We start from the raw sequence: 16516 nt of genomic DNA, 5'->3' as shown, positions 1-16516 counted from the left end.
CGCGGTTTTTTTATGCAGCGGCTAAAACATCACGGGCGATAGAGAATCGCCGAGCCCCACGACAGGCCCACACCAAACCCGCTGATTGCCACGCGCTTCCAGGTAGCGTCCATCACGTGCTTTTCCAGCAGCAGCGGGATGCTCGACGACACGGTGTTGCCGGTCTCGACCATGTCCTTGATGAACTTGTCCACCGGCGCCTCTTCAAAGCGACGCGCCACGGCATCGACGATGGCCGCACTGCCCTGGTGGATGCAGAACGCATCGATGTCATCGGCCTTGAGGTCCGACTCTGCGAGCAACTCGTGCAAGTGCGCCGGCACTTTCAGCAGCGCGAAGTTGAACACCTGGCGGCCGTTCATGAAGAACACGCCGTCGCTGACTTTGAGGTGCGGCGCGCCGGAACCGTCGGTGCCGAACTTGGACTTGCCGAGCAACCACGGCGCATCTTCGCCCATCCAGGTGGCGGTGGCGGCATCGCCGAACAGCATGGTGGTGTTGCGATCTTCCGGGTCGACGATCTTCGAATACGGGTCTGCAGTGATCAGCAGGCCGTTTTTCAGGCCGGCGGCTTCCATGAAGCCCTTCATCGCGTAGATGCCGTAGACGTAGCCGGAGCAGCCCAGGGAAATATCGAAGGCGGCAACGTGGGTAGGCAGGCCCAGTTTGTCCTGAACAATGGCGGCGGTATGAGGCAGGCCCTCTTCATCGCCGTTCTGGGTGACGACGATCAGCGCGTCGATGGACTCACGCTTCAATTCGGGGTTGTTGGCAAACAAGGCGTTGACTGCTTCGACGCACAGATCGGAAGTCTCCTGTGCAGCTTCCTTGCGCGGCAGGAACGCCGAGCCGATCTTGCCAATGATGAATTCTTCATCCTTGGCGAACTTGGCACCCTGGGCGTAGTTATCGATCCCGTCCGCCGGCACGTAACTGGCGATGCTTTTTATGCCAATCATTGTGGCTTCCCAATACTAAATAGCTGGAGAACACCCCTCGGGCTATGCCGGAAGTGCTGACAATAAAGGGGATAACCCCATAAAAATCCCGGTGAAAGCCGCCCGATGAAGGCCCTGTGACGACTTATCCTTTTCACACGATACAGTGAAGATGCGCTTTATGACTCACAGGTCACTCAATTTTGCGTGGTTTATGCAAAACGTTTCAACAATTGCGCCACGGAAACGACGACGGCCCAGCCTGTTTCCAGGCTGGGCCGTCGTGCACAGCGCCGATCACATCTTGTTGAACAGGCTCAACTGCGAGATTTTCACAAAGGCCAACTGCGAAGCCTGCAACATGGTCTGCTGCAAGCTCAGGTTGATGGCGGCCTCGGCGAAGTCGACATTGCCCAGGGCATTCATGGTGGTGGTATTGGCCAGGTCCAGGCTGACGTTTTCCTTGGACTGAATATCCAGGCCATTGAGGCGCGCACCCAGGGAACCGCGCGCCTGGTCGATCTGACTGTAGGCATTGGTCAGGTTGCCAATGGACTTGGCCACCACATCCTTGAGCTCCTTCTGCGCCGCCGGGTTGCCGTCTGACGGCGTTTCCAGGATTTTGCGCAAATGGCTCAAGGTGTCGAGGACATTCTCGTTCTTGTTGCTGGTGGCACTGATCGAAAACTGGTCGCCGGCTGCCGGCGCCGGTGCGGTGGTGACATCGAAGGTCACGCCCGCCGCCGTGATTGACGTTGCACCAGCTGCCAGGGTGCCACTGGCAATGGATTTACTGTCTGCGGTATACGGCTGCGCATACAGATCATAGGCACCGGCCGCGCCAAACTTGACGACGACACCCGAGTTGGGAAAGGTGCTGGCGTATGCCGCCGGATCGCTCACCGTGCCGCCGCTCAGTTGCGCAGTGGACGGATTGCTCGGGGTGCGTGAAACACTGAAGGTGTCCGGCTTGACCGACAAGCTGAACTCGCGATCCTTGACGATGGCGTCCGATGGCGCGCCGGGCAGTATGTCTTTGCCCAGTGCGTCCTTGCCCAGGTTCAAGCCGATGTCAAACTTGACCCCGCGCAGATTGATACTCGAACCGCCTTCCTTGGTGGCATCGAAAGTGCCGTTGCCCGGAATCTCCGAGGTGATGTCCTTGCCGGCATTGTCCGTTACGACATATTGGGTGCTGCTGGTGAAGGTCAGCTTGTACGGCTGGCCGTCGGAAAAACTGCTGTTATAGCTGGTGTTGGCCGCGATCAGCCCGGCAGACACGGTGACCTTGCCATCATCGACCGCTGGCGGCACGAGGATCGGTGCTGTTTGCGTACGGCCCGTATTCGCCGAGCTTTCCAGCATGCTCTTGGCGGTATTGCCCATGGCGACCGACAGGTTCTCCGCCACCTTCAGGCTCAGCGGCGTGTCATCGCCCTGGTAGCTGTAGGTGCCGTCATTGTTGCGGGTGTAGGGAGGCGTGTCGGTCTTGCTCCCGGAGAACAGGTAATTACCGCTGGCGTCCTTGGTATTGAGCAGGCCCAGCACCTGATCTTCAATGGCGCCGATCTCGGCGGCAGTCGATTTGCGGTCAGCGTCGCTGATACCAACGTTACCCGCCTTCAACGCCAGCTCACTGGCCCGCTGAATCGCGATATTGATGTTTTCCAGCACGCCGTCCTGGGTGGTCAGCGAGTTCTTCAACGTGTCGATATTGCCGTTGAATTGCGCCAGCATATCTTTCTGCTGTTGCAGCATCAGCAACCGCGCCGCCGCTACCGGATCATCCGCGGCGGTTTGCACACGGACACCGGTGCTGGCCTGGTCCTGGGCCTTGACCACGCTGGAATAGTTGCTCTGGTACTTGGCAGAGCTGGTCTCGAAATACTGCTGTGTAGAAATACGCATCGTCCCAGCCTCCCTTAAAGAGCATTCATCAGTGTGGTGAAGGTTTCCTGCGCAGCCTTGATGATCTGCGACGACGCGGTGTAGTACTGCTGGAACTTGATCATGTCGCCGGCTTCGTCATCCAGGTTGACCCCGGACACCGAGTTGCGCGCATCTTTATTGGCGCTCAGCAACGCACCGGTGGCGGCGCTGTCGACCCCGGCCTGGCTGGCCTTGGCGCCGACAGTGGAGACCAGCTTGCTATTGGCCCCCACCAGGCTGGTGCCCCCGTTGCCCTCGCCCATGCCAACGGTGGCCTTGGTTTGCAGGTTCAGCAGTTCCTGGGCGTTTCGGCCATCGGATTTGCCGCCGCTGTTGAAGGCGAAGGTAGTGCTGTCGCCGTCTGCCGGGGAGCCATTGACGGTGGTGTCGAACTTGAAGCTCTTGCCGGGGATGGCTGCACCGCTGGCGTCGCGCATCGGTACGTCGACGGTGATCTTGTTGCCCTGCCCCGGGATGATTGAGCCAGTGCCAATCGGGTTGCCCTTGGAATCGCTGATCGTATACGACTGCGTGCCGTCAGCGGCGGGCTTGCCAAACACCATCTTCACCGGCATCGAGTTTTCAATACCGGCGCGCAACTGTGCGGTGTCGGTGCCGCCATGGATGTCCAGCGGCACCGTCAACGACGGCTGGGTAAATGTGCCTGTGCCGCTGTTGGTCTTGCTGCTGGTACCCGCCAGCGGGCCGGCAAACGCCAGCTTGTTGGCATCGGTGAGCGCTACACCCATACCGCTTGCGCCGGTGGCGGTCGGGCTGACTTTGAAGCTGTCGCCAAACGCCATGGCGCCCTTGCCGTCCAGCGCCAGGGTAAAGCCATCCATGGTCGGCGGCGGTGTGGAGCCCATGTCAAAGGTGCCCATTGCCTTGCCGTCCGAACGCAGTACCGTGACCTTGTTGGGGTCGGTCTTGTCGCTGAAGGTCACGGTGTAGTCAAACGTGGACAACTTACTGCTGTCCTTGATCGTCACATTCAGGTTGCCGGCCCCGGCACTGTTGCCAGAGGCGCCCTGGCTGCGCGAAGCAATGGCGGCGGCACTGTTGATGTCTTTGAACAGCGAAACGCCAAAGTCACCATTGAGGTCCAGGCCTTGGCCCAGTTGGTTATTGATGGTGTCTGCGGTTGCGATGGCGATACGGCCCAGGTCGTTGATAGCCGGCATCAAGGCATCACTGCGATAACGCAACAGGCCACCGATGCTGCCGCCACTGATGACGCCGCCCAGGTCCATGGTGGTGCCGTTCATGTCCAGCTGAATGGTGTACTGGCTGTTATCGGTTTTGCTCGGCACTGCGGAAATCGTATTGGAGATCCCGCCCTCCACCAGGGACTGGCCGCTGCCGGTGGTCACGCTGAACTGGCCGTTCTTCTCGGTGGCCGTTACGCCGATCAGCTCATTGAGCGAGCGTACCGCCTCGTTACGCGAGTCCAGCAGGTTGGCCGGTGCATTGCCAGACGCGCCTTGCACTTGGGAGATCTGCTTGTTGAGCGAGGCAATCGAGGCGGTCAATTGATTGACCTGCTCACTCATGCTGCTCAGTTGGTTGTTGATAGTCTCTTTCTGCTGGGTCAACTGCGTCGAGATCGCGTTGAAACGGCTGCTCAGGGTCTGGGCGTTGGTCACCAGCAGTTGGCGGGCCGACAGGTCGCTGGGGTTGGACGCTGCAGTTTGCAGGGTAGCGAAGAACGAGCTGAGCACCGATGACAGACCGGTGGTCTTGTCCGACAGCACTTTGTCGACGGCGCCGACCTGATCCAGATACGCCTTGGCATCGTTGTTCAGGGCCGTGCTGTTCTGGTAGGCAGTGTCCAGGTATTCGTTGTACACCCGGCGCACGTCGGCCAGGGTGGTACCAGTGCCGATGAACACACCGCCGAACGGGTTCGACGCGTTGGTATTCTGCGTGGTCTGCTGACGCGAATACCCCGGGGTGTTCACGTTGGCGATGTTGTTACTCAAGACCGACAGCGATCCTTGAGCGGCGTTGAGCCCTGACATCCCGATACTGAGCAAACTCATGGTTCAGACCTTATAAATGTGTGGTTGCGCCAGCGGCAGCGTAGTTCTGGTAACTGTTCATGGTTTTTGCGATCTGCGAAATCTTGCTGGCGTAATCCGGGTCGGTTGCATAACCGGCTTTTTGCAACTCGCGTACAAACTGTTCCGGGTTGTCGGCTGATTTCACAACTTCTTTATAGCGATCATGGCTTTGCAGCAGGGTCACGAGGTCGTGGAAGCTGTCCTGGTAGGAGCTGTAGGAACGGAACTGCGCCGTTTCCTTGACCATCGCCCCATCGCGAAACTCGCTGGTGATCGCACGGGCCTGGCCGCCCTGCCAACTCTGGCCAGCCTTGATGCCGAACAGGTTGTGGCTGCTGCTGCCGTCTTCGGCACGCATGACCGATTTGCCCCAACCGGTTTCCAGCGCTGCCTGGGCCACCAGGTACTTGGGATCGATGCCAATCCGTGCGGCGGCGGCCTTGGCCATCGGCAGCATGGTGGCAACGAATTCATCCTGGGAGCTGAAGGCTTTCTTCGCCGGTGCCAGCGGTGGCTGGGCAATGGCGCGGCCATACACCTGCATGCGCCCGCTCGGTACGGCAAAGGTGCGCGCACTGCTGTTGATGACGTTGTCATCGGCGGCACTGTTGCGCAGCGGCGCGGCCTTGGCCTCGACCTGGGTACTGGGCACGATGCCGGCAAGCAAACGGTCAGTCAGCTTGCTGGGCAAGGCGATACGGCGCTGGTTCATCAGCTCCATGTCGTTGCTGTGAGACGCAACGGCCCCGGCCTGCGGCTCGGCCACGCGATAGGCCCACAATGGACGCTGCCCATTGGAGCGCCCCAACGGGCCCTCAGCCTGGGTACCGGCAGCAATCTCGGTCGGCACATCGACTTTCCTCACCGGCCCATCCGCTGCCGGGCCTTGCAAGGTGGCGGCCTGGGCCTCCACCGGTTTGTTCTTTTGCATCTGGCGCATCAGCACGTCGGCCAGGCCGATACCACCGCCCTCGCGGGACATCGACACCGCCAGTTGCTGGTCGTACATTTCCTGGTACTGCTTGGCCGCCGGGGTGTTCAACGGGTTGTCCTTGCCCAGGGCATCGGTGGCCGAGCGCATGGACTTGAGCATCTCGTTCAAGAACAGCGATTCGAATTCCTGCGCCACCTTGCGCATGTTGCCTTCGCTGTTCTTGTCATCACCGACCTTCAGCTGGTTAAGCCGATTCAGGTCGGAGTAAGACCCCGAGTCCGCCGTGCTGCTGATGCCGCTCTTGCGCATATCCATGGCCATGGCCTCAGATCACGATCAGGTCGGCTTGCAAGGCGCCGGCCTGTTTCAAAGCTTCGAGGATGGCCATCAAGTCGCCGGGCGCTGCGCCCACCTGGTTCACCGCACGGACAATCTCGTCCAGGGTGGTGCCGGGGCCGAACTTGAACATCGGCTTGGCTTCTTGCTGGGCATTGACCCGCGAGCGCGGGACCACGGCGGTCTGGCCGTTGGACAGCGGGCCCGGCTGGCTGACGATCGGGTCTTCGGTGATGGTCACCGTCAGGCTGCCGTGGGTCACCGCTGCCGGCGAGACCTTGACGTTCTGACCGATCACGATAGTGCCGGTACGCGAGTTGATGATGACTTTTGCCACCGCCTGGCCAGGGTCGACCTCCAGGTTTTCCAGGATCGACAGGTAGTCCACACGCTGGCTGGGGTCCAGTGGTGCGGTAACGCGAATCGAACCGCCGTCGATGGCCTGGGCCACACCTGGGCCGAGCATGTCGTTGATCTTGTCGACCACGCGCTTGGCAGTGGTGAAGTCGGAGCGATTGAGGTTCAGGGTCAGGCTGTTGCCCTGGTTGAAACCGCTCGGCACGGTGCGTTCAACCGTCGCGCCACCGGGAATGCGCCCGGCCGACGGTACGTTGACAGTGATCTTCGAACCATCGCGGCCTTCAGCATCAAACCCGCCGACCACCAGGTTGCCCTGAGCAATGGCGTAGACGTTGCCGTCGATACCTTTGAGCGGCGTCATCAGCAAGGTGCCGCCACGCAGGCTTTTGGAGTTGCCCATGGACGAAACGGTAATGTCCACCACCTGGCCCGGCTTGGCAAATGGCGGCAAATCGGCACTGATCGACACCGCGGCAACGTTCTTCAATTGCACGTTGCCCGAGCCTGGCGGCACCTTGATACCGAACTGGGACAGCATGTTGTTGAAGGTCTGCAGGGTGAACGGCGTCTGGGTGGTCTGGTCACCCGTGCCATTGAGCCCCACCACCAGGCCATAGCCGATCAACTGGTTGGAGCGCACGCCGGAAATACTGGCGATATCTTTGAGCCGCTCGGCCTGGGCCACAGTGCTCAAGGCCAGCAAGAGCGCCGTCGCCATCAGCTGTTTGAAATTCAAAATGGCCACCTAGAAAGGGAACAGCGGGCTAAGGAAGAAACGATCGAACCAGCCCGGCTGGCTTGCATCAGCAAACGAACCCGTCCCCGAGTAGGTGATGCGCGCATCGGCAATGCGCGTCGACGGCACGGTATTGTCGGTGGAAATATCATCGGCACGGACCATCCCGGCAATGCGCACCAGCTCGTCGCCGGTGTTGAGGGTCATCCACTTTTCACCGCGTATGGCGATGATGCCGTTGGGCAATACGTCGGCCACGGTCACGGTGATCGAACCGGTCAGGCTGTTGCCCTGCCCCGCCGCACTCTTGCCGTTGGTGGCACGGTCGCCGCTGTAGCCGGCGTCCAGGCTCAGGTCACCACCGCCCAGCGGGTTGTTGGTGTTCAGGCCACCGCCGAACAGCGACGTCAGGCCGATGCTGGTCTTGCTGTTCTTGCCGATCTGCGAGTTGGCGTTCTTGCTGGCCTGGGTCTTCTCGTTGAGGGTGATGGTGATGATGTCACCGACCCGGAAGGCCTTGCGGTCGCTGTACAGGTTCTGTTCGAAACCAGCCTGGTAGATCGAGCCGTTATTGGCCGCCGCCGGCAGCGGCGTGCGTGGCAACACCGGCGCGTAGTACGGGTCATTGGGCTTTGGCGTTGGGGCAACACAGCCCGCGAGCACGGCGATCCCACTCAATGCCAAAACGGAAACATAGCGATTCATGACCCTTACCTCATGGTGTTGCAGGCGCCGTCAAGAGCGCCCCATAGACGTGATTACAGATTTTGCGTGACGAACGAGAGCATCTGGTCGGCGGTGGAAATCACCTTGGAGTTCATCTCGTAGGCGCGCTGGGTGGTGATCATGTTGACCATCTCCTCAACGGTGCTGACGTTGGAGGTTTCCAGGGTGCTTTGCAGCGTGGTGCCAAACCCGTTCAGGCCCGGGGTGCCGATTTGCGGCGCGCCGCTGGAGGCAGTTTCCAGGAACAGGTTATTGCCCATCGCTTGCAAGCCGGCCGGGTTGATGAAGTCGGCGGTTTGCAGGTTGCCGATCACTTGCGACGCCGGGTTGCCGGCCACAGTGATAGACACGGTGCCGTCGTTGCCCACGGTAAAGGTCTTGGCATCCGCCGGAACCACCACGGCCGGTTCCAGGGCGAAACCGTTGGCGGTGACGATCTGGCCGTTGGAGTCCAGGTGGAAAGTACCGTCGCGGGTGTAGGAGGTAGTCCCATCCGGTTGCAGGATCTGGAAGAAGCCACGGCCATTGATGGCCATGTCCAGCGGCTGGCCGGTTTGCTGCAGGTTACCGGCGCTGAAGTTTTTCTGGGTGCCGACGATCTGCACACCAGTACCCAATTGCAGGCCCGACGGCAATTCGCTGTCCTGGGTCGATTGGGCACCTGGCTGCTTCTTGATCTGATAGAGCAGGTCCTGGAACTCGGCGCGATCACGTTTGAAGCCCGTGGTCGACACGTTCGCCAGGTTGTTGGAAATGGTCGTCAGGTTGGTGTCCTGGGCGGACAGGCCTGTCTTGGCAACCCATAGAGCCGGAAGCATGCTGTTCTCCTTCGTGCGCCGGGTGGTGGGCGCTACGTTGCAAATTAGTTAATGGGCTTGAATCAGCTCATCTGCATGACGCGCGTCATGGCCTGGTCGTCTTCTTTAGCGCTGTTCATCATCTTGATGTGCAGCTCGAACTGCTTGGAAAGCGCCAGCACCGCGGTCATTTCTTCCACGGCATTGACGTTGCTCGCCTGCAGGAAGCCCGAAGTCAGCTTGACGTTCGCATCGGCCTGGGCTGGCTGACCATCCTTGGTGTGGATGGTGCCGTCCAGGCCCTTGGTCATGTTCTTGAGGTCGGGCTGGACCATCTTGATCCGGTCCACTTCCGCCATCACCCGCGGGCCTTCGCCCATGGCGCGGATGCTGATGGTGCCGTCGGCACCGACTTCGATTTTCTGCTGGGGCGGCACGGCAATCGGGCCACCGTTACCCATGATCGGCATACCATTGCCGGCACGCAGCACCCCCAGCGCATCCACGTTCATGCTCGCGCTGCGTACGTAGGCTTCGCCGCCATCGGGGGTTTGCACGGCCATCCAGCCGTCGCCGCTGACGGCCACATCCAGGTCGCGACCGGTTTCGATCATCGCGCCCGGGGAGAAGTCAGTGGCCGGCCGCTCGGTCATGGCAAATGCCCGCGCCGGAAAGCTGTCACCGAACACCGGCATCGAACGCGCCTGCTCCAGGTCGCGCTGGAAACCGTTGGTGGAAATGTTCGCCAGGTTGTTGGCATGGGCCTTCTGCGCCAGTGCATTCTGGCTGGCGCCGGTCATTGCCACATAAAGGTACTTGTCCACGCTCTTTCCTCTTTCTGACGGACGCTTGCCGCCACCGCTGTACTGAGGAGGCTTAAGCAATTTGCGAACCAACTTTAAAAAAACGAAGGAGCCCCCTGAATACGGGGGGTTGAGGGCTGGAGCGTCGAGCAGACCCACTCTCAAGAGTCGAAAAAACGGCGGACTTATGCCGCTTGCGGCAAGACCTGACGCCCGAAGCCCTCCCCATGCCTGAATTACGCCGGTGCGTCGCCATTTCAGCTTCCTGGGCCGCTCTTATCGAGGGAAATGTTGCGATGGGTTATTAATACACACGCGGTGACTACCAGACTTATTATTTCAAATTCACGTACAACGAGTGAAACCCATCTTTATCAGGCGCTTGAGCATTTAGTTAATACATGTTTTTACGCTTGCTTTCTCTGACATCTCACAACACTTACACCAAATTAAAACGTCTCGACACACGCTTACAATTACTAAACAACGACAACTTGAACACACCCTACTGCCTGCGTAAATTCTGTCCATCGCAACATCACCACCCCGAGTATTTAAAGTTGCGTGCTTGCGACACACCTATCACTAACTACAGGATCAGTATCATGTCCACTATTTCACAAGTACCCACCCTGCCTTTCAGTGTTCCTTACTTCCCTACAAGAGCGGGTGGCAGACCGGACCATGATGTATACCGACCTAACTACCCATCGGCCGCGCCCCATTATCACGCGTGCACCCACGAGCACAGGGCCGATGTTTCAGACTATCGTCCTGACCGATACTTTCCAGAGATGCACCGTGCTAGGGACTATTACCCCGACCGACGCATCTCGGACATGCAACCAGACTGGGACTATCGCCCTGGCCGGGATTTGCCGCAAATGCGTCGCGACTGGGACTACCTTCCCGAGCGGCGCGTACCAGACATGCGCCGTGACTGGAACTACCCTACTGACAGGTATGCTGATCAGCGGCCAAGTTATCTTGTCTCTCCAAGGCTCGCAGACGAATTCGCACCAATAAATCAACATTGGAACCCGGCCGTAAAGGCGCTGGATAAACTTATCGACACACTGCCACAGGCCATGATCCGTATGGACATGGATATCACCACCAAGGATCTGCTTGGCGGCAAATATGGGCCACTCTCCCCCAGTATTACCAAGGAACTGGGGAAACTGGATGAACATAGGGACTACCGGATGGTGACTCAGTTTAACGGATACGCATTGACCTACCTCTGGGCACCCGTCGACGGTGGCAGGCCTGTATTTATTGAACAGCCAGAAAACGGCTATATGACGCCAACGAGCGGTACGGATTTATTAAAGCTGTTGAATTCGAATCCCGAAGCCCAACAATTCAAGGATTACGGCGTAACTGCCAAGGATCTGAAAAACGGCAAGTACGGAAAACTCTCTCCCGAGATTCAAAAAAGTTTGAGCAACTTGGAACATGACAAGAACTACAGCCTGATTGAGCTCTTTAAAATTGACAACGAAAACACAACGCTGGCCTGGAGGGACAAAAGTACAGGCAAGATTGAAGAAATAGGCCAGTACAACATTGTCTACGGCTGACACACTGGACAGTTGTCAGATCGGACACTGCGTTCACAAGACGCAGTGTCCAGCATCGCGATACCCTTACTTGATCACCTTATAGTCGCGCAACTTATTCGCAATGGTGGTGTGCGATACACCCAAGCGCTTACCCAGTTGCCGGCTGCTTGGGTGCTCGGCGTAAAGGCTTTCCAACACGGCCTTTTCGAACCGCCCCACGATATCCTCCAAACCGCCTTCCAACGAAAAATCCCCAAGCGGCTGACGCACGCCGTAATCCGGCAGACGAATATGCTCGACCTTGACCGTGCCGCCCTCACACAACGATACCGCCTGAAACAACACGTTTTCCAACTGCCGCACATTGCCTGGCCAGTGGTAGTGGCTAAGACGCTCCATGGCAGCGGGCGCCAACTTGGGCAGCGGGCAACCGATCTGCCGACTGGCTTGGTCAAGAAAATGCTCGACCAAGGGCGCCAGGCCGTCCAGGCATTCACGCAAGGGTGGAATGTGCAGCGACAGCACGTTCAGTCGGTGATAGAGATCCTGGCGAAACTCACCCCGGGCGCAGAGTTCCGACAAGTCCACCTGGGTCGCACAGATCACCCGCACATCCAGATACACCTCTTCATCACTGCCGACCCGACGGAAACACCCATCCTGCAAGAAGCGCAGCAACTTCACCTGCAATCTCGCGCTCATTTCACCAACGCCATCAAGAAACAAGGTACCGCCCGCCGTCAACTCCAGCAGCCCGAGCTTGCCCTCCGCTCGCGCCCCCTCAAAAGCACCGGGGCCGTAGCCGAATAGTTCAGTCTCAGCCATCGACTCGGGCAACCCCGCACAATTGAGGGCCATCAAAGGCGACTGCCCTCGCGGGCTGGCCAGGTGACACGCACGGGCCAGCAGTTCTTTGCCGGTGCCGGTTTCGCCTTCTATTAATAGCGGCGCATCCAGCGGTGCCATGCGCCGTGCTTCTCGGACCACCGCAGCCATCACTTTGGAGCTTTGAAAGATGCTGTCAAAGCCGCGCAGCTCTTGCTTGCGCACGTTGTAGATGCGCTCACCCACACGGTCAGCGCGATGCAAGGTCAGCACGGCACCGGCCATGGCCTCACTGTCGTCATGCTCGCTGGATTGCAGTGGGGCGATATCCGCCAAAAACACGTCACCTTTGACCTTGACCCGCAAGCCGTTGATCCGCGATTTGCTGGCACGCACCAGTTCCGGCAAATCGAAGTCCTCGGCATAGCGCGACAGTGGAATACCCGGCACCTCATCCACCCGCACACCGAGTAACTGTGCCGCTGCACGATTGGCAGCGACGATAGAACCGCCCATGTCGATGGACAGCACCGGAAATTCCAGGGCGCCGAGCAGCGCATTGAGTTCCATATGCCGCCGCTCGCTCGGCATCAGCCCCACCCTTTTGACGCCGAATACGCCGGCAATCGCCTCGAACTGCGGGCGCAATGCCTGAAATTGCATGTTCACCAGGTTCGGGCAAAACAGGTAGATGGCATTGCCATGCTCACCGCCGACCTCGCCCTTGGCGACGTTGACGCCGTACTCCACTAACAGGTTGAGGATGTCCCGCAGGATGCCGATGCGGTTCTGGCAATGCACTTTGATACGCATGGAAAGGCTCGAAAAGTAGGGAGGCACCGCGTCTTTTTGCCGCTGGGCGCAGATAGTCGTCAAGATTATGTGACAGCGCGTCACCTTTTTACAGCCCAAGACACAGATAAGGCCTACACCCGTAACGAATACTTTACGAAAACGGGTAGTTTTTCCTACGCACCCAGGCAAGACCGCGATGGAATCCGGCGCTGTTCGGGTTATCAATAGGTGCATCGCAGGACATAACAAGAACGAATGCCTAGCAGGAGAGCCGTATGAAGCAGACGCACTACGTGGCCCGCGAGCCCGATGCGCAAGGTTTTATCCATTACCCGCCAGAAGAACACGCGGTATGGAACACGCTGATCACTCGCCAACTCAAAGTGATCGAAGGCCGTGCCTGCCAGGAATACCTGGACGGCATCGACAAGCTCGGCCTGCCCTTGGATCGCATCCCCCAGTTGGGCGAAATCAACAAGGTGCTGGCCGAAACCACCGGCTGGCAAGTCGCGCGTGTACCCGCACTGATTCCCTTCCAGACCTTTTTTGAATTGCTCGCCAGCAAGCAATTTCCGGTGGCGACCTTTATTCGTACCCGTGAAGAGCTGGACTACCTGCAAGAACCGGATATTTTCCACGAGATCTTTGGCCACTGCCCGCTGCTGACCAACCCCTGGTTCGCCGAATTCACCCACACCTACGGCAAGCTCGGCCTGGCGGCCACCAAGGAGCAACGGGTGTACCTGGCGCGCCTGTACTGGATGACCATCGAGTTCGGCCTGGTGAACACGCCCCAAGGGCGCCGCATCTACGGTGGCGGCATTCTGTCTTCGCCTAAAGAAAGCGTGTATTGCTTGTCGGATGAGCCCGAGCACCAAGCCTTCGATCCGCTGGAAGCGATGCGCACCCCTTATCGTATCGACATCCTGCAACCGCTGTACTTCGTATTGCCCGAACTCAAGCGCCTGTTCGACGTGGCGCAGGAAGACATCATGGGCATGGTCGAGCGCGGTATGGAATTGGGCTTGCACGCACCGAAATTCCCGCCAAAGCCCAAGGCTGCTTGAGCTGTGCCTTTTTAGGCCAGGTGAGTCTGTTCCCTGGCCGCGCGTTGCTTTAGGGTAACGCCACTGACCTTCAAACATTCGAATTCAGGACACCTCCCATGACCACCTTGAACCAAGCCCACTGCGAAGCCTGCCGCGCCGATGCCCCGCAAGTCAGCGATGAAGAACTGCCGGTGCTGCTCAAGCAGATCCCTGACTGGAACATCGAAGTGCGCGACGGCGTCATGCAGCTGGAAAAGGTCTTCCTGTTCAAGAACTTCAAGTTCGCCCTGGCCTTCACCAACGCCATGGGTGAAATCTCCGAAGCCGAAGGCCATCACCCTGGCCTGCTCACCGAATGGGGCAAAGTCACCGTGACTTGGTGGAGCCACTCCATCAAGGGCCTGCACCGCAACGACTTCATCATGGCTGCGCGCACCGACGAAGTGGCCAAGACTGCCGAGGGCCGCAAGTAATGCACTTCGATGCGATTGGCCGCGTGCCCGGTGACCCGATCCTCGGGCTGATGGACCTGTATGCCCAGGATGCCAACCCGAACAAGTTCGACCTGGGCGTGGGCGTGTATAAGGACGACCAGGGCCTGACCCCGATTCCCCACTCGGTGAAGCTGGCGGAACAGCGCCTGGTTGATACCCAGGTGACCAAGACCTACATCGGTGGCCATGGTGACGCGGCTTTCGGCACCCTGATCAGTGAGCTGGTGCTCGGTGCCGATTCGGCCTTGTTGCGCGAACGCCGCGCCGGCGCCACCCAGACCCCAGGCGGCACCGGCGCCCTGCGCCTGAGCGCTGACTTTATCGCCCAGAGCCTGCCTGGCCGTGGCGTGTGGTTGAGCAACCCGACCTGGCCGATCCACGAGACCATTTTTGCCAAGGCCGGGCTTAAGGTCAGTCACTACCCTTACGTAGGCAGCGACAATCGCCTGGATGTGGCGGCGATGCTTGCGACCCTGTCCACGGTACCCAAGGGTGACGTGGTGCTGCTGCATGCCTGCTGCCATAACCCGACCGGCTTCGACCTGACCCAGGATGACTGGCGCCAGGTGTTGCAGATTGTGCGGGAACGCCAGTTGCTGCCGCTGATCGACTTTGCTTACCAGGGCTTTGGTGATGGCCTGGAGCAGGACGCGTGGGCGGTGCGCCTGTTTGCAGCCGAGTTGCCGGAAGTGCTGGTCACCAGTTCCTGCTCGAAGAACTTTGGTCTTTATCGCGACCGGGTCGGCGCACTGATCCTGTGTGCTGCGGATGCCGAAAAGCTCACCGATGTGCGCAGCCAACTGGCGAACATCGCCCGCAACCTGTGGTCGACGCCGCCGGATCATGGCGCTGCCGTGGTGGCGACCATCCTCGGTGATACCGAGCTGAAAAAACTGTGGAGCGAGGAAGTCGAGGCCATGCGCTCGCGGATCGCGCACTTGCGCTCCGGGTTGGTGGAAGCCTTGAAGCCCCATGGCTTGGCCGAGAAGTTTGCCCATATCGGCGCGCAGCGCGGGATGTTTTCCTATACCGGTTTGAGTGCCGAGCAGGTCAAGCAACTGCGCGAGGAGCACAGCGTGTATATGGTCAGTTCAGGCCGGGCCAACGTGGCCGGGGTGGATGCGACACGTTTGACGCTGCTGGCCCAAGCTATCGCCGACGTTTCCAACTGAAAACTGCGGGATCAAAAATGTGGGAGGGGGCACGCCCCCTCCCACATTTTTACCGAGGCGAGGCTTTTAGCCAGCGACCATTTCAGCCTTGAGCTGCGCCTCCCTGGCCTGGACGTCCGCCAACCGATACAACTCGATATGCCCATCCCAGTGCTCGATCAGCGCGGTGCACGATTCCACCCAATCCCCGCAATTGAGGTAATCCACCTCGCCCACTTTGCGAATCTCGGCATGGTGGATATGCCCGCACACCACCCCATGCAGTTCGCGCCTGGTGACTTCGTGGGCAATCGCTTCTTCGAAATCGCTGATAAAGCTCACGGCGGTTTTCACCTTGTGCTTCAGGTACGCCGACAGCGACCAGTAGCCATAACCGTAGCGCGCGCGCCAATGGTTGAGCCAGCGGTTAAGCGTGAGGGTGAATTCGTAGGCCGAGTCGCCGAGGAACGCCAGCCAACGGTGATAACGGGTGATCACATCGAACTGGTCGCCATGGATCACCAATAGATGCCGACCGTCGGCGGTCACATGCACTGCCTCATCGACCAACTGGATATTGCCCAGGATCAGCTTGGAATAGCGTCGTAAAAATTCATCATGGTTGCCAGTAACGTAGATCACCTCGGTGCCGCGCTTGGCCATGGTCAGCAGGCGGCGGATCACGTTGGTGTGGGCCTGGGGCCAGTACATGCCGCCACGCATTTTCCAACCATCGATAATATCGCCCACCAGGTAGACCTTGTCGGCGTGGTAGCCCTTGAGAAACTGCGACAAGTGCTCGGCCTGGCAATCCCGGGTGCCTAGATGCACGTCGGAAATCCACAGGGTTCGCACCCGTTGTTTGCGGCTGGGCTTGGTGAACTCGGCATGGGTCATGGGCATCCCTCGACGCTGTTTTCGCGAGCTTGCGCCTTGGCGATTAATAGCCCATGACAGCTGTGCGTCAGTCTGATGACAGCGCTAAATTCCCGCAAAGCGTTGTAGACTGGCGCCTTGC

At 59.2% G+C, this 16516-nt stretch carries 14 protein-coding genes; 4 read left to right on the top strand and 10 right to left on the bottom strand.

The genetic code is table 11. From position 1 onward, the window contains the following. Window positions 1-29: 29 nt before the first annotated feature. The 8 genes from JH25_RS04730 to JH25_RS04765 form a co-directional block, all read right to left on the bottom strand. Window positions 30-959, bottom strand: coding sequence for a ketoacyl-ACP synthase III (locus JH25_RS04730; protein WP_005790096.1), 930 nt, complete (start codon window positions 957-959; stop codon window positions 30-32). Window positions 960-1235: 276 nt separating this feature from the next. Continuing rightward, window positions 1236-2846 carry a flagellar hook-associated protein 3 gene (locus JH25_RS04735; protein ID WP_032880055.1) on the bottom strand — a complete coding sequence of 537 codons (1611 nt, stop codon included), beginning with the start codon at window positions 2844-2846 and terminating at the stop codon, window positions 1236-1238. A gap of 14 nt (window positions 2847-2860) precedes the next feature. Further along, complete coding sequence (gene flgK, locus JH25_RS04740) at window positions 2861-4906, bottom strand: flagellar hook-associated protein FlgK (RefSeq protein ID WP_005790099.1); 2046 nt, start codon at window positions 4904-4906, stop codon at window positions 2861-2863. Between the two features lie 10 nt (window positions 4907-4916). Then, window positions 4917-6182 (bottom strand): flagellar assembly peptidoglycan hydrolase FlgJ, encoded by a 1266-nt coding sequence (gene flgJ / locus JH25_RS04745; RefSeq protein WP_032880054.1) that lies wholly within the window; start codon window positions 6180-6182, stop codon window positions 4917-4919. Window positions 6183-6186: 4 nt separating this feature from the next. Further along, window positions 6187-7296, bottom strand: a complete 1110-nt coding sequence (locus JH25_RS04750) for a flagellar basal body P-ring protein FlgI (protein WP_371920236.1) — start codon at window positions 7294-7296, stop codon at window positions 6187-6189. Between the two features lie 6 nt (window positions 7297-7302). Continuing rightward, window positions 7303-7998, bottom strand: a complete 696-nt coding sequence (gene flgH / locus JH25_RS04755) for a flagellar basal body L-ring protein FlgH (protein WP_005790104.1) — start codon at window positions 7996-7998, stop codon at window positions 7303-7305. 53 nt (window positions 7999-8051) lie between these two features. After that, window positions 8052-8837 carry a flagellar basal-body rod protein FlgG gene (gene flgG / locus JH25_RS04760; RefSeq protein ID WP_005790105.1) on the bottom strand — a complete coding sequence of 262 codons (786 nt, stop codon included), beginning with the start codon at window positions 8835-8837 and terminating at the stop codon, window positions 8052-8054. 62 nt (window positions 8838-8899) lie between these two features. Beyond that, window positions 8900-9640, bottom strand: coding sequence for a flagellar basal body rod protein FlgF (locus JH25_RS04765; protein WP_032880052.1), 741 nt, complete (start codon window positions 9638-9640; stop codon window positions 8900-8902). A 584-nt stretch (window positions 9641-10224) separates the two neighbouring features. Between JH25_RS04765 and JH25_RS04770 the strand changes: the two genes are divergently transcribed. Further along, the gene (locus JH25_RS04770) at window positions 10225-11202 is read left to right on the top strand and encodes a hypothetical protein (protein ID WP_164699534.1); all 978 of its coding nucleotides are present in this window, start codon (window positions 10225-10227) and stop codon (window positions 11200-11202) included. 66 nt (window positions 11203-11268) lie between these two features. Here the strand turns inward: JH25_RS04770 and JH25_RS04775 are convergent, their stop codons facing one another. Then, entirely contained in the window at window positions 11269-12822 is a 1554-nt protein-coding gene (locus JH25_RS04775) for a sigma-54-dependent phenylalanine hydroxylase transcriptional regulator PhhR (RefSeq protein ID WP_005790109.1), read from the bottom strand. Window positions 12823-13079: 257 nt separating this feature from the next. Here JH25_RS04775 and phhA point away from each other — a divergent pair, with 257 nt between their 5' ends. The 3 genes from phhA to JH25_RS04790 all read left to right on the top strand — a co-directional run bounded on the left by phhA (window position 13080) and on the right by JH25_RS04790 (window position 15519). Next, window positions 13080-13871, top strand: a complete 792-nt coding sequence (gene phhA / locus JH25_RS04780) for a phenylalanine 4-monooxygenase (protein ID WP_032880050.1) — start codon at window positions 13080-13082, stop codon at window positions 13869-13871. A 98-nt stretch (window positions 13872-13969) separates the two neighbouring features. Beyond that, window positions 13970-14326 carry a 4a-hydroxytetrahydrobiopterin dehydratase gene (locus tag JH25_RS04785; RefSeq protein ID WP_005790113.1) on the top strand — a complete coding sequence of 119 codons (357 nt, stop codon included), beginning with the start codon at window positions 13970-13972 and terminating at the stop codon, window positions 14324-14326. Continuing rightward, the gene (locus tag JH25_RS04790) at window positions 14326-15519 is read left to right on the top strand and encodes an amino acid aminotransferase (protein WP_032880049.1); all 1194 of its coding nucleotides are present in this window, start codon (window positions 14326-14328) and stop codon (window positions 15517-15519) included. The genes JH25_RS04785 and JH25_RS04790 overlap by 1 nt, the downstream gene beginning before the upstream one ends. A gap of 66 nt (window positions 15520-15585) precedes the next feature. Here the strand turns inward: JH25_RS04790 and JH25_RS04795 are convergent, their stop codons facing one another. Then, a complete protein-coding gene (locus JH25_RS04795; RefSeq protein ID WP_032880048.1) occupies window positions 15586-16395 on the bottom strand; it encodes a UDP-2,3-diacylglucosamine diphosphatase in 810 nt (269 codons plus the stop codon). Window positions 16396-16516 lie beyond the last annotated feature (121 nt).

It is taken from the genome of Pseudomonas sp. BRG-100 (assembly GCF_000737955.1).
Taxonomy (GTDB): domain Bacteria; phylum Pseudomonadota; class Gammaproteobacteria; order Pseudomonadales; family Pseudomonadaceae; genus Aquipseudomonas; species Aquipseudomonas synxantha_A.
This window is presented reverse-complemented; position numbering and strand designations above follow the sequence as displayed.